The organism is Microvirga sesbaniae (assembly GCF_025460805.1).
Taxonomy (GTDB): domain Bacteria; phylum Pseudomonadota; class Alphaproteobacteria; order Rhizobiales; family Beijerinckiaceae; genus Microvirga; species Microvirga sesbaniae.
Genome location: NZ_JAMXFJ010000020.1, coordinates 80,632 through 93,898, shown reverse-complemented (window position 1 = coordinate 93,898; position 13,267 = coordinate 80,632). Strand labels below are relative to the sequence as shown.

Below are 13,267 nucleotides of genomic sequence, written 5' to 3'. Positions count from 1 at the left end.
CGAGAAGGTCGGGGATGCCGCGCAGGACGGTGGTGTAGCCGTCCGCCAGGCTGCGGATCACCACGTTGCCCCCGATCTTGCCCCAGGCCACCAGGGTGCCGACGATGGAGCCCGCGAGAAAGCCGCAAACGGACACGGCGATGGTCATGCCCGTCGCGGTGAGAAGAGCCCGACCCCACCCGGTCGGCCCGAAACCTATCAGAGTCAACGCTTCCAACATTGCCGTGCCCGCTCAGGCACTGACTGCGGCGAGCTTGCCCGGGCTTGCAGCACGCAACAGCATGCCGAACAGGTCACGCGGCTCGTCTGGATCGGCCAGGAGATCGAGTTCCTGATACAGGCCTGTCGCCTCAAGCTGGTCGCGCACGTAGCGCAGGGCCGAGAAATCCTCGATCGCGAACCCAACCGAGTCGAACAGCGTGATCCGGCGCCCGTCCGTGCGGCCCGCGACCCGTCCAGTGATCACCTGCCATAGCTCTGTCACGGGGTGATCGGCGGCGAGCTGCTGGATCTCGCCCTCGATCCGGGTCTGCTCGGGAAACTCGACGAAGATGTCCGATCGCAGGAGGATATCCCGGTGCAGTTCCGTCTTGCCGGGGCAGTCGCCCCCCACCGCGTTGATGTGAACCCCGGCGCCCACCATGTTGTCGCTGAGGATTGTCGCATTCTGCTTGTCGGCGGTGGCGGTCGTGATGATATGCGCACCTTCGACCGCTTCCTCCGTCGAGGCGCAGATGGTGACCTCAAAGCCCAGGCCGGCGAGATTCCGGGCGCACCTGCGGCTGGCGGAGGAATCGATGTCGTACAGGCGCAGCTTGCGCACATCCAGGATAGCCTTGAAGGCGAGCGCCTGGAACTCGGACTGCGCTCCGTTGCCGATGATGGCCATGGTGTCCGCTCCCTCCGGTGCGAGGTACTTGGCCGCCACCGCCGACATGGCTGCCGTGCGCAAGGCGGTCAGGATCGTCATCTCGGTCAGCAGCATCGGATAGCCGTTGCCGACATCGGCCAGGACGCCGAAGGCCGTCACCGTCTGCCGACCATCCCGCGTGTTCTTGGGATGGCCGTTGACGTACTTGAACCCGTAGAGCCGACCGTCACTCGTCGGCATCAGCTCGATCACGCCATCCGTACTGTGGGAAGCCACGCGTGGCGTCTTGTCGAAGAGTTCCCAGCGCTGGAAATCCTCTTCGATGTAGGCGGCAAGATCGGTGAGGAAGCGCTCCACGCCGATGGCGTTCACAAGTTTCATCATGTGGTCGACACTGACGAACGGGACGATGTTGAGCTTGGCGTCCATGGTCTCTGAATCCTGTTGCTTGTCGCGTGGTGCCGGGGAGCGCTGGTTTCGTTTGACGTGACTCTCAGGCCGCGCGGGACAGCCCTGCCGGCTGACGCTTGCGAAGGGAGATTGCCTTGCCGAACAGGCTGCCGACGAGGTCGACCATCAGTTCGGCGGTCTGTCCCCGGATGTCGCGCATCGGGTTGAGCTCCACGACGTCGAGGGAGCCGACGAGGCCCGAGTCATGCAGGAGTTCCATGATGTGGTGAGCCTCCCGGTAGTTGAGCCCGCCGGGAACCGGGGTACCGACGCCCGGTGCAAGGGAGGGATCGACGACATCGAGGTCGAAGCTGACATGCAGGTGGGTCGTCGCAGGATCGATCGTGCTCAAGACCTCCCCGACGATGTGCCGGATGCCATGCTCGTCCACGACCCGCATGTCGTAGCACCGGATCCCAGCGTCCGCGATCGCTTCCTTTTCCTCCTGGTCGATCGACCGGGCGCCGATCACGAAAACGTCCGTTGGCAGGATCGCCGGGAACTCGCGTCCGTGCATGAGTTGCATCAGATCCTCGTTCCCAGTGAGGAATGCGAGGCTCATGCCGTGCATGTTGCCGGAGGGGGAGGATTGCGGCGTATTGAAATCGGGATGGGCATCGATCCAGAGCACCGCCACGCGCTTGCCCTCCCGCGCGACGTGACGGGCCACTGCGCTGACGGAACCCATGGAGACGCTGTGATCGCCCCCGATCAGGAGGGGACGCTGCCCTTCGGCCAGGGCTGCGAGGGTCTCGTCATGGATCGCCTCGATCCATTGCGATACCACTTCGGCGTGGTTGCCCAGATGGGAGATATTCCGGGGTGACTGCATCTGTCGAAGCGTCGGTGCGACATGCTCACGGTCGACGACCCGATGACCGAGCCCGACAAGCGCGTCGGCGAGACCCGCGAGCCGCGCGGCGGCGGGGCCCAGTGACGTCCCCGGGACGCCGGCGGCGAGGCCGAACGGCGCACCGATCAGGCCGATCGGGCCCGGTGCATCGGGTTTTGAACACGGAGCGGTGGTGGACGGGAGGTGCATGCTCGGGAACTCGCTTCTTGATCAACAAAGCATGACCAAAAGAAATTCCAACAGGAAGCCAACTAAACGATAGAAATGGCGATATTTTTGAGCATACTGTCAGCCAAAATGACGAAATGGCAGGACCAATGCGTCTCGATGAAACCGACCAGCGTCTGATTGAACTCCTTCGAGGGGATTCGCGACTTCCGGCCGCCACCCTGGCCCGCATCCTGAATGTGTCCCGGGGCACCGTCCAAAATCGGATTGAGCGTCTCGTGCGGGATCGCGTCATCCAAGGGTTCACGTTGCGCCTTTCGGCGGAGGCGGAAGCTAACATCGTCCGTGCCATGACCGCGGTCGAGATCCGTGCCGGCGATGCACGCGCCGTTGTCGCCACGTTGAAACGCATACCCGCGGCGGTCGCGATCCACTCGACCAATGGACGGTGGGACTTGGTGATCGAGATCTCAACGACCGATCTTGCCAGCCTCGACCGCATCATCAGTCATATCCGGGAAATACCCGGGGTCACGCACTCCGAGACGAGTATCCTGCTGAATGAGCTGTAGCGCAGGAACCAACGGCCGGTGCGTGCAAGCACGATCCGAGGACGGTCACCCGGAAAGCCCTCCAATCCGGAGGGCCCGCAGCCAATGTTGCCGCGGGTTCAGTGCATGCTGGGGCGTCTACATCCGCTGCGCAGTTGCTCGAAAAGCTGCTCCTGAAGCGGTTCGTGGCTGGAACGGTCAAAGTGCAGGAGGTTCCAGACCGGGTAGCTGAAAGTTGTCGTCATTGCATTCGCAGGTCGGTTTCCGAGAGGGTTTCACCTTATCCGGCTCGCCAACAAAGTCAGCTTCGGGTCAACCCGAGCCGTTGAGCTTGGTCCTAGGAAGGTCAGCTGATGGATAAATCCGAGACTTTCAGTCAATCAGACATTGTGGCTCCCGAGGAAACCCTCCTCGAGAACGATGACAACTCTCCAGCAGCTTTCGCTTGATATCTTCCGTGCCGAGATGTCACGCGCCGCGGATTATTGCTTCGGCAGCGGCGGAACGCCGTTCTTCCACTCGGACCAGTTGGACACAATGTGATCGACCATCCGCCCTCCGACGACGGCAATATTGTCGACCGTCTCGGCAAAGCCGCCGGCAGTCTGGCCTGGAGCAGGATCGAGATGCTGGAGCGTGGTCTCGTTCGGATTGCCTTGGTCGAAGTTCACTGCGCCCCGGAGGCTCAGGAGCCTGCGATCGCCCAGCGTTCGCTGGATGACCTGGGCAATCGCAGCCGCCTCCATCTCCGTGATGAGGTAGTCGTCCGCTCCATAGAGCTTGGCAATGTACTGCGCCTGAGCTGACATGCCTGGGCCATGGAAGAAGGTGTCCCCCGTCATGTGGGTGCCGGTCTTCACCGCTGGGGACCGCCGAGCGGCCTCCTGCGGGTAGCGCAATCGGTAGGATTGCGCCGACTCCGAGTCCTTCAAGTCTGTCTTGCCCGTCACCTGCATGGCCCAGCCGACCAAATCGGGATTGAGCTGGAACAGCCGGACCTTCTCGTAGCCCTTGCGCGGCATGAATGTCGGGGCGCCCGGCTCCCCTTCCTCCGGCGCCCAGCGGTGGCCGAGATCATAGTCGATGAGCCAGGTCGCCCAACTCACGTCGGCAATGGTCCCCCGTCCCGGTGGGGTGCCGGCGACCCCGCTGATCACGAAATAGGCTTCCGACATGTCGAACTGCGGGTTCAGGATGATTGCCTGCACTGAGGAGGACGATGCAACCTTACCCATGCCCAGAACGGAGCCGCAGACCCCGTCGTCGTTGCAGTAGACCGGGTTCAGGGCGCCTTTGACGGGGATTGGCTTGCTCTGGCTGAAGTAGCGTTCGTACCAGTGCTGGAACTCGCCGGCCCGATCGCCGGTGTTCTGACCAATCTCGAACATCGCGCCGATGAAGGCTTTGACCTTCAGGGGCTCGTCCGCGGACGCTTTCGATCCTGGCAGAGCTGTGAAGGACAGGGCAGTGGCGACAAGACACGCGAGCTTTGCGAACGGCATCGAGACAACCTCCTTTACGGCAAGACGTCTGGATAAGCGGGTGTCTCGCGCAAGGCCAGAGCGAAGAACGAGCATGTGCCTGATCTTTGACCAAACGATAGCGGCACAGGCAGGAGCCGGGACTTCAGTGCCTCTCGGCCGATTTCCCCTCGGGGCGTTCGCAAGTGGCACCGCCGCCCTGGCCCCTAGAGACGTCGCCCCATCGACTGGAATCGCAGGGCGGGCCGGTCGCCATCGATGCTCCAGCACGCCTAACATTCCGACGATGCGCAGTGCGCAGGCCGAAGGCGTTCACGACCATTAACGAGTTGAAAAACTGTGCCTTGTAAGTTGCATCTTGCAACACTGACCAGCTTGCACGCCCGATCGGCTCACCTCGGCGCGTCTCACAACCCCGTTCGGATCACAGCGTTGGTTTCATCGTCTGATAGGAGCAGCGTCAGACGACTCACTGGCAAACGTCAAAAGCCGACGAGCAAGCTCCGGCTGTGAGACCGCAACACTTGGAACCGAACTTTAAGCGGGGTGCTGTTGCGCGAGAGATGCGATCCCGCGCAACAGATTTGAAACTAACCCAACATCCCGAGCGCCTGCATGTAGAGCTCGAGGATCGCCTCCTCCTCCTGGCGCTCAGCGTAGTCGCGCTTGCGCAGGGAGACGATCTTGCGCAGGACCTTGGTGTCGAAGCCGTTGCCCTTGGCCTCGGCATAGACGTCCTTGATGTCGCCCGCGATGCCGGCCTTCTCCTCCTCGAGGCGCTCGATGCGCTCGATGAAGGCCTTCAGCTGGTCGGCCGCGACGGATTCGGTGTTGAAAGCTGCGTCATCCATGAATGAAGCCCCTGATTGATGGCATTGGCGCCAGTGTTATGGTCATTTGGTTGAAGCCGTTTTAATGCCCAGACTTCGATTTCTCGAAATCGGCCCGCTGGGACGCCGAGGCCTCGCCCTGGTGGCGATCCTTCCATTCCTCGTAGGGCATGCCGTAGACATGGGTCCGGCTTTCCTCCTTGGACAGGGCGATTCCGCGCTCGTCCGCCGCCTCCTTCAGCCAGTTGGACAGGCAGTTCCGGCAGAAGCCCGCCAGGTTCATGAGGTCGATGTTCTGCACGTCGGTCCGCTCCCGCAGGTGCTCGACCAGCCTGCGGAAGGCGGCGGCCTCCAGCTCGACCTGCGTCTTCCCGTCGATATCCTTCATCGATCTATCCTCCGTGCTGGCGCAGGCGATCCCGGGTGCGGGTTCCGAAGATTCTCGGCTCCCGGAGCTCCGCCCGGCCGGCGAGCGGCTCGAGGAGCCGGGCGAAGCGCTCGGCCCATTCCTCGGCCCCTGCCTCCGAGGCGATCAGATCCTGACGGATCTCGATCAGCGCGTTGGCCAGCCCCCGGACGGTGGCATGCCGGTCGACCGTGTCGCCCGCAAGCGCCCCATCATAAGGCTCGTTGTTGCCGACGACGAGTCCGTCCTCGGCCGCAAGGCCCTCCAGCAGGGGCTTGGCGAACCTTTCGTCCGCGTCCCACAGGATCCCCACATGCCAGGGCCGCGGCCAGCCGCGCCAGACGGGCGTGAAGCTGTGGACCGTCACGACGACCGGCGGGTGGCCCGCCGCCATGGCCGTGTGGATCGCATCCGCGATGGCGTCGTCGTAGGGATCGTAGAACCGGGCGATGCGCCGCTGCACCTCGGCCTCGTCCACCCGGGCGTTGCCCGGCACCACCGCGCCGTCGGACAGGCGCATGACCAGGGTCGGATCGTCCCGGCCCCGGTTGGGATCGATGACGAGGCGCGAGAACCGGGTCAGGATGGCCGGAGCGCCCAGGCGGCGGGCGAGAGACCGGGTGACGGCCGCGGCCCCGATATCGTAGGCGATGTGGCGCTCGAATTCGGACGCCGGGAGGCCGAGATCGCCGAGATCCGGCGGCACCGCATTGGACGCGTGGTCGCACAGGATCAGGATCCCGGTCCTGATGGAGCCGGGAATCGTCTCGACAGGACAGGGCTCCAGGCGAGGATCGTCGAGCGTGAGCGCGGCGGAAGCAGGCATGGCGAGGAATGGATTTCAGACAGGGTGGATTGAACGGCGGACGAAAAGCCTTACCCTGCCCCTCCGACCCTGGCAACGCGACCTTCCGCGCAACACACTTTCACGACCTTCATGGCTTCTCCCTCCACAACGGCCCGCCTCGAGCCGGGCTTCGCCTCCGCTTTTGCCGCCCTGTGTCTCGGCGCCGTCGCCATGGGGATCTCCCCGATTTTCGTGCGCTTCGCCTCCGCCGGCATGGACGGGGCGCCGGCCGATGTGGGACCGTTCGCCAGCGCCTTTTGGCGCGTCTCGCTCTGCCTGCCCCTGCTCTATGCCTGGATGCGGATCGAGGAGAGGCGCGCGCCCGCCGGCGCCCCGAAGGTCCGATTTTCGAAGGCGAGCGTCTTCGGCGGCATCGTGTTCGCCGGGGACCTGTTCTTCTGGCATCTGGCCATTCTCAAGACCACGGTGGCGAACGCGACCTTCTTCGCCACCATGGCCCCGCTCTTCGTCGTGCTCATCGTCTGGCTCGTGCTCCGGCAGCAGGTCTCGCGGGGAACCTTCATGGGCCTCGCCCTGTGCCTGCTCGGCGGCGCGGCGCTGATCGGCCAGAGCCTCCAGGCGGATCCCGCCCGGATCGTCGGCGATCTCTACGGGGTCGCCACGGCCTTCTTCTTCGGCCTCTATTTCCTGGCCGCGAGCCGGGCGCGCAAGACGGCGGGCGCCGCGCGGGTGACCTTCGAGGCCGGGCTGATCACCTCGGCCATCCTCCTCGTCGTCGCGCTTCTCTTCGACACGCGGGTGGTGCCGCGGACCGCACAGGGCATCGCGGCCCTTCTCGCCATGTCCTATGTCAGCCATGCGGGCGGCCAGGGACTGCTGGCCATTGCCCTCGGGCGGCTGCCGGCCGTCTTCTCGTCGCTGGTGATCTTCCTGGAGGCGATCGCCGCAGCGGTGTTCGGCTGGGCGATTCTCGGGGAGGCGCTGACCCCTGTCCAGAGCCTGGGCGGCGCCCTCATCCTGTTCGGAATCTGGATCGCCAGACCCAGGGCCGATACACCCGGTGGATAGGATCCGGAGCCCCTTCAAATGGAGGGCAAAGCCCCTTTCCGAACCGCCCCTTCGTGTCGTAAAGGCCATGCAGCCTGCAAAATCTGCAGCATCCCTGCTGTAAACTCTTGCTCCGGCTGATCTTCTGGCCGACAACGATTCGACATAGTTCTCACCGCATTGTGCGATTTCATTCCTTTCGATTCGACCATACCGCACCCATGAAGGCCGTTTCTCTCACATCGTCTCCCCGCCGGCGGCGAAGCCTTGCGTTCGCGACATTTCTCGTCGGCGGCTGCCTTCTCGCGGCGGCGCCCGCCAAGGCGGACCTGCGCCTGTGCAACATGACGCCGAGCCGCGTCGGCATCGCGCTCGGTTACCGGGATGCGCAGGGATGGGTGACGGAGGGATGGTGGAATCTCAACGCCCGCGGTTGCGAGACCCTGCTCAAGGGACAGCTCGGCGGACGCTTCTACTATATCTACGCCATCGATTACGACCGGGGCGGCGAGTGGAGCGGACGCTCCTTCATGTGCACCCGGGAGCGCGAATTCACGATCCGTGGCACGGAGGATTGCCTCGCCCGAGGCTTCGACCGCAGCGGCTTCTTCGAAGTCGACACGGGTGAACAGAAGAGCTGGACGATCCAGCTCACCGAAACGAACCGGCCAGGGGGGCCATGACGATGAGACGCGAGAGGCGCACGAAGATCCTTGCAACCCTGGGACCGGCGTCCGAGAACCCGGAGATGATCGCCAAGCTGTTCCAGGCCGGCGCCGACGTCTTCCGTCTGAACATGAGCCATCTGCCGCGCGAGAAGCTGAAGGAGCGGGTCGAGATGATCCGCGCCATCGAGGCCAGGTTCAAGCGCCCCATCGCGATCCTCGCCGACCTGCAGGGCCCGAAGCTGCGCGTGGGAGCCTTCGAGGGCGACGGCGCCATGCTGGTGCCGGGCCAGACCTTCACGCTCGACGCGGACAAGACGCCGGGCACCAAGGACCGCGTGCACCTGCCCCATCCCGAGATCCTGTCCTCCCTCGAGCCCGGCCACACGGTGCTGATCGACGACGGCAAGCTGCGGCTGCGGGTGAAGAGCGTGAAGAAGGGATCGGCCACCACCTCGGTCGAGGTCGCGGGCAAGATCTCGAACCGCAAGGGCGTGAGCCTGCCCGACACCACGATCCCGGTCGCGGCCATGACCGACAAGGACCGCTCCGATCTCGAAGCGGCGCTCGATGCCGGCGTCGACTGGATCGCGCTCTCCTTCGTGCAGCGCCCCGAAGACGTCGCCGAGGTGAAGAAGGTCGCGCGCGGGCGCGCCCTCGTGATGTCCAAGCTCGAGAAGCCGCAGGCCATCGCGCGGCTCGACGAGATCATGGAAATCTCCGACGCGGTCATGGTCGCCCGCGGCGATCTCGGCGTCGAGATGCCGCTGGAAAAGGTGCCGGGCATCCAGAAGCGTATCGTCCGCACGGCGCGCCGTCTCGGCAAGCCCGTGGTGGTGGCGACCCAGATGCTGGAATCGATGATCACCTCGCCGGTGCCGACCCGGGCGGAGGTGTCCGACGTGGCCACCGCGGTCTATGACGGGGCCGATGCCGTGATGCTGTCGGCCGAAAGCGCCTCGGGCCAGTACCCGATCGACGCGGTCGCCACCATGAGCCGAATCGCCGAGGAGGTGGAGCAGGACCAGAACTACTGGTCGATCATGCGCACCCTCAACGCGGAGCCGGAGGCCACCGGATCGGACGCCATCGCGGCGGCCTCGCACCAGATCGCCGACACCCTCAACATCAAGACGGTGGCGGCCTGGACCTTCTCGGGCTCGACCGCCTTCCGCATCGCCCGCGAGCGGCCGAACTCCACGGTCATCGCGCTCACGCCGAGCGTGAACACGGCGCGGCGCCTGGCGCTGGTCTGGGGCGTTCATTCGATCCGCACGAAGGATGCCAGCGACATCGACGACATGGCGTTCCGCGCCTGCAAGTTCGCCCTGCGCGAAGGCTATTCGACCGTCGGCGACCGCATCATCGTCGTGGCCGGCATGCCGTTCGGGACGCCCGGCGCCACCAACATGGTACGCATCGCCTTCGTCAACCAGGAACACGCCGCTCAGGCTTGATCCGCCCCGACCCTGGCCGGCACGACGCGTCCGGCCAGGGCCTCGATGGCTTCCAGGACCGTTCTCTGATCGGCATATTGCGGCATGTGGCCGATCCCGGGCATCACGATGAGCTGTGCGCCCGGCACCTCGCGCGCGAAGGACCGGCTGTGAAGGTCCGTCCAGACGATCTCGTCCCGGTCTCCCGCCACCACCGTCACGGGCACGCGGATCTCCCCGTAGCGCGCGCTCTGCCGCAGCACCGCATGGTACATGACGGCGAAGTCCTGCATGTTGGACTCATAGGCGCGAGGCCGGAAGGCGAGCGGAATGAAGCCCTTCCTCACGATGCCTTCCGGGGCTGACTGGGGCCAGAACGTCTTTCTCTTCATCAAGGGCCGCAGCACGAGGAGAACCGGCACGGCCAGGGTGCGCAGCAGGAGCCAGCCCGCGCGGGAATCGATCAGGCGCCGGTACCAGCCGATATAGCCGCCGGGCCAGGGCGACGTGATGCCGGACAGGACCAGGATCGCCCCGGTCACATCCCCATGGTCGAGGGCGAGATGCGGCACGATCGTGCCCGACCAGGAATGCCCGACGATGACCGCATCGCGCACGTCCAGCTGCCTCAAGGCTCCGGCGATGAGCGCCGCCTGCCGGGCAGGTTCCGCTTCGCTCAGGCCCGGGCCGCGCTCGCTCCAGCCATGGCCCGGACGGTCGAACGCGAGAACGCGGTAGCGGCGCGAGAGGGCTCCGCCGATCCCCAGCATGGATTCGACGAGATTGGACGAGGCGCCGTGCAGCAGGACGACCGTCCCGAGCGGCTCGCCCGCCGGCCCCTCCTCCCGGTAATGGAGCCGGCGGCCCTCGACCGCGATGAACCGGCCGGTCGGCGGATATCGCCGTTCGATGGCCCAGGCATAGGCGTAGGTGAAGGCGGCTCCCAGGACGAGGAGCGCGAGCGGGACCAGGAGGACGAGGAGCAGGGACATCCCTGGTACGTGGCTTTAGAGATCCTGCCCGTCAATCTCCGGGCCGAGGCGGTTCACGATGGTCTTCACATCGGACATCTGCGGATTGATCGCGAGCACCTTGCGATAGGCCGCGAGGGCCCTCGCCTTGTCGTCGGACGCCATGAGGATATGGCCGAGCCCGGTCCAGGCATTGAAATGTCGGGGCTCGATCTTCAGCGCCCGGTGCAGATCGGCCATGGCCCCCACCGGATCGTCGAGCTGGTAGAAGACCGTCGCGCGCTTGTACCAGGCCTCCGCCCAGTTCGGCTGAAGGACGAGGACCCGGTCGATCAGTTCGATGGCGAGCGGATAGTCCTTCTTGCCGAAGGCCTCGGCGGCGCGGTTCAGGAGAAGGTCCGCCGTATCGGAGCCCGAACGGGCGAAGCGCCGCTCGATCAGGGACGAGATGCCTTCCGCCTCGCGCTCGGTCTGGGCCTTGCCCAGGCGCTCGAAGAGCTCGTCCAGGGTAGAAGCCCGGGGGCGCGCGTGAGGCGGCCGGGCCTGCTCCTTCGGGTCTTTGGGACGTGCGGGCTCCTGCGCACCGGCCGTGTGGGACGCGAGGCTCAGGGACAGGATCAGGATGGACGCGAAAAAGCGCATGCCGGGATTCTAGGATCCCGGCATGCGCGGTCAATTCAGATTATCGTGTGCGGCATTGCCGCACGCGCCGGCTTAGCCCTGGCGGGCTTTGTAGCGCTTCTGGGTCTTGTTGATGATGTAGACCCGGCCCTTGCGACGAACCAGCTGGTTGTCGCGGTGGCGGCCGCGGATCGACTTCAACGAGTTACGGATCTTCATATCCGGTCTCCTGCGGCCCCTCGGGAAGGCCGGAAAAAAGAAAATGGTGGGCGCGGCTGGGATCGAACCAGCGACCCCTACGATGTCAACGTAGTGCTCTCCCGCTGAGCTACGCGCCCGGGAAACGGTGATTTTGACGTCCCGCTTCGGCTGTGGGGGCGATATACCCACAAGCGGGCTCTGGCGCAAGCCTGAAGGCCGCCCTTTTTTAGGCAGCCATCATTTTATCGACTTCGCTCACCAGGTCGCGCAGATGGAACGGCTTCGACAGGACCTTGGCGTCCCGCGGGGCCTGGGAATCCGGGTTGAGCGCAACGGCCGCGAAGCCGGTGATGAACATCACCTTGATCTCCGGGTCGAGCTCGGTGGCCTTGCGGGCCAGCTCGATCCCGTCCATCTCCGGCATGACGATGTCCGTCAGCAGGAGCTCGAAGGGCTCCTCGCGCAGGCGGTTATAGGCGGAAAGGCCATTGTCGAACGAGGCGACGTCGTAGCCCGCGTTCTCGAGCGCCTTCACGAGGAAGCGGCGCATGTCGTTGTCGTCTTCGGCAAGAAGGATCTTCATCGGTTGCCAGTCCCGAATCGTGGCGGATGGTCTTATGCCCTTCATGACGGATCGAGGGTAAACAAGCCGTGAAAGTACGACGCAGCCTTGCTACGATATTGTCATGGACAGGCGTCAGGGCTGCCTTACACTGGCGCGACGATCCGCTTCCTTCCAACCTAGCCAAGATTTCTGATGCGGCCAGCCATCGTTGATGAGTTCGACCCTCCCTTCATCGTCACGGAGCCTTCGGCGCAGACGATCCCCTTCGTGTTCAACGTGCCGCATGCTGGAGCCGTCTATCCGGCCTCCTTTCTGGCCGCGTCCCGGCTCGATGCCGTTGCCCTGAGGCGATCCGAAGACGCCTTCGTGGACGAGCTGTTCGCCGCGATGACGGACCTCGGGGCTCCCCTCATGACCGCCCGTTTCCCCCGGGCCTATCTGGACCTGAACCGGGAGCCCTACGAACTCGATTCCCGCATGTTCGACGGCCGTCTGCCGCCCTTCACCAACACCCGCTCCATGCGGGTGGCCGGGGGCCTGGGGACGATTCCGCGCATCGTGGCCGACGGACAGGAGATCTACCGCACGCGCCTTCATGTGGAGGAGGCCCTCCAGCGGATCGAATGGCTCTACAAGCCGTATCACCGGACCCTGCGGCAACTGGTCCGCCACACAGCCCAGCATTTCGGCCACGCGATCCTGATCGACTGCCATTCCATGCCGTCCTCCAGCGTCAGCCGCGAAGACGGCGCCAAGGCCGATATCGTCCTGGGCGATCGCTACGGCACGAGCTGCGCCACCCTGCTGATCGACCTCGTCGAAGCAGCCCTTCGGGGACGCGGCTACACGGTGCTGCGCAACAAGCCTTACGCGGGCGGCTTCATCACCGAACACTACGGGGAGCCCGCTCTCGGGCGCCATGCGCTCCAGATTGAAATCAACCGGGCGCTCTACATGGACGAGCGCAGCATGCAGAGAAAACCCGGCTTCGCCGTTCTGACGGCGGACCTGACGCAGGCCTTCGCCCAGGTCATCGCGGAAATCGAGGGCGAGCTGACGATCCGGTCCATTGCGGCCGAGTGACCTCGACGCCCGGCCAATCCCCCTGCAGGCTAAAGCATCGGACATGAAAAGTGGACTTGCCCTTTTGGGATCCATCCGATGCTTTCTTCTCGAATGAGAGCATCGGTCAGAACGGACCCAGCGGGCCGCTTCGGCGAACAGCGCCGCGCCTTGTCATGCGGGCAAGACAGCATGCGGGCAAGAAAAAAGGCCACTGTTGCCAGCGGCCCGAAGTTTAGGGAGGAAACGCCCAAGAAGGGCTGCGATAAGGCGACGCCATC

15 protein-coding genes and 1 tRNA gene are annotated in these 13,267 nt (G+C 64.8%); 5 read left to right on the top strand and 11 right to left on the bottom strand.

Going from position 1 to position 13,267, the window contains the following annotated elements:
* Positions 1-232: 232 nt before the first annotated feature.
* Positions 233-1,300 (bottom strand): ornithine cyclodeaminase, encoded by a 1,068-nt coding sequence (ocd, locus tag OCW50_RS22935; protein WP_262299097.1) that lies wholly within the window; start codon positions 1,298-1,300, stop codon positions 233-235.
* Positions 1,301-1,364: 64 nt separating this feature from the next.
* A complete protein-coding gene (gene rocF, locus OCW50_RS22930; protein ID WP_262299096.1) occupies positions 1,365-2,363 on the bottom strand; it encodes an arginase in 999 nt (332 codons plus the stop codon).
* A gap of 128 nt (positions 2,364-2,491) precedes the next feature.
* On the opposite strand from rocF, the gene OCW50_RS22925 reads away from it, so the two are divergent.
* The gene (locus tag OCW50_RS22925) at positions 2,492-2,914 is read left to right on the top strand and encodes an Lrp/AsnC family transcriptional regulator (protein WP_262299095.1); all 423 of its coding nucleotides are present in this window, start codon (positions 2,492-2,494) and stop codon (positions 2,912-2,914) included.
* A 461-nt stretch (positions 2,915-3,375) separates the two neighbouring features.
* Here OCW50_RS22925 and OCW50_RS22920 read toward each other — a convergent pair whose 3' ends face one another.
* The 4 genes from OCW50_RS22920 to OCW50_RS22905 all read right to left on the bottom strand — a co-directional run bounded on the left by OCW50_RS22920 (position 3,376) and on the right by OCW50_RS22905 (position 6,436).
* A complete protein-coding gene (locus tag OCW50_RS22920; RefSeq protein ID WP_262299094.1) occupies positions 3,376-4,395 on the bottom strand; it encodes a purine-nucleoside phosphorylase in 1,020 nt (339 codons plus the stop codon).
* A 569-nt stretch (positions 4,396-4,964) separates the two neighbouring features.
* A complete protein-coding gene (locus OCW50_RS22915; protein ID WP_262299093.1) occupies positions 4,965-5,225 on the bottom strand; it encodes a DUF2312 domain-containing protein in 261 nt (86 codons plus the stop codon).
* 61 nt (positions 5,226-5,286) lie between these two features.
* Complete coding sequence (locus OCW50_RS22910) at positions 5,287-5,592, bottom strand: DUF1244 domain-containing protein (protein WP_210812398.1); 306 nt, start codon at positions 5,590-5,592, stop codon at positions 5,287-5,289.
* A 4-nt stretch (positions 5,593-5,596) separates the two neighbouring features.
* Positions 5,597-6,436, bottom strand: coding sequence for an N-formylglutamate amidohydrolase (locus tag OCW50_RS22905; RefSeq protein WP_262299092.1), 840 nt, complete (start codon positions 6,434-6,436; stop codon positions 5,597-5,599).
* A gap of 111 nt (positions 6,437-6,547) precedes the next feature.
* Here OCW50_RS22905 and OCW50_RS22900 point away from each other — a divergent pair, with 111 nt between their 5' ends.
* The 3 genes from OCW50_RS22900 to pyk all read left to right on the top strand — a co-directional run bounded on the left by OCW50_RS22900 (position 6,548) and on the right by pyk (position 9,587).
* Entirely contained in the window at positions 6,548-7,486 is a 939-nt protein-coding gene (locus OCW50_RS22900) for a DMT family transporter (RefSeq protein ID WP_262299091.1), read from the top strand.
* Between the two features lie 200 nt (positions 7,487-7,686).
* Positions 7,687-8,148: a DUF1036 domain-containing protein gene (locus tag OCW50_RS22895; RefSeq protein WP_262299090.1), complete on the top strand. Its 462-nt coding sequence runs from the start codon at positions 7,687-7,689 to the stop codon at positions 8,146-8,148.
* A gap of 2 nt (positions 8,149-8,150) precedes the next feature.
* Complete coding sequence (gene pyk / locus OCW50_RS22890) at positions 8,151-9,587, top strand: pyruvate kinase (RefSeq protein WP_262299102.1); 1,437 nt, start codon at positions 8,151-8,153, stop codon at positions 9,585-9,587.
* Here the strand turns inward: pyk and OCW50_RS22885 are convergent.
* From OCW50_RS22885 to cpdR, 5 genes are all read right to left on the bottom strand, one after another.
* The gene (locus OCW50_RS22885; protein WP_262299089.1) at positions 9,578-10,558 is read right to left on the bottom strand and encodes an alpha/beta fold hydrolase; all 981 of its coding nucleotides are present in this window, start codon (positions 10,556-10,558) and stop codon (positions 9,578-9,580) included. The two genes, pyk and OCW50_RS22885, sit on opposite strands and share 10 nt — an antisense overlap.
* Before the next feature lie 15 nt (positions 10,559-10,573).
* Complete coding sequence (locus OCW50_RS22880; protein ID WP_262299088.1) at positions 10,574-11,179, bottom strand: tetratricopeptide repeat protein; 606 nt, start codon at positions 11,177-11,179, stop codon at positions 10,574-10,576.
* Positions 11,180-11,251: 72 nt separating this feature from the next.
* The gene (gene ykgO / locus OCW50_RS22875) at positions 11,252-11,377 is read right to left on the bottom strand and encodes a type B 50S ribosomal protein L36 (RefSeq protein WP_009763379.1); all 126 of its coding nucleotides are present in this window, start codon (positions 11,375-11,377) and stop codon (positions 11,252-11,254) included.
* 44 nt (positions 11,378-11,421) lie between these two features.
* Positions 11,422-11,496 (bottom strand) — tRNA-Val (locus tag OCW50_RS22870).
* A gap of 89 nt (positions 11,497-11,585) precedes the next feature.
* Entirely contained in the window at positions 11,586-11,942 is a 357-nt protein-coding gene (gene cpdR / locus OCW50_RS22865; RefSeq protein ID WP_036361886.1) for a cell cycle two-component system response regulator CpdR, read from the bottom strand.
* A gap of 174 nt (positions 11,943-12,116) precedes the next feature.
* Between cpdR and OCW50_RS22860 the strand changes: the two genes are divergently transcribed.
* On the top strand, positions 12,117-13,007 hold the full coding sequence (locus OCW50_RS22860) for an N-formylglutamate amidohydrolase (RefSeq protein WP_262299087.1): 891 nt from the start codon (positions 12,117-12,119) through the stop codon (positions 13,005-13,007).
* Positions 13,008-13,267 lie beyond the last annotated feature (260 nt).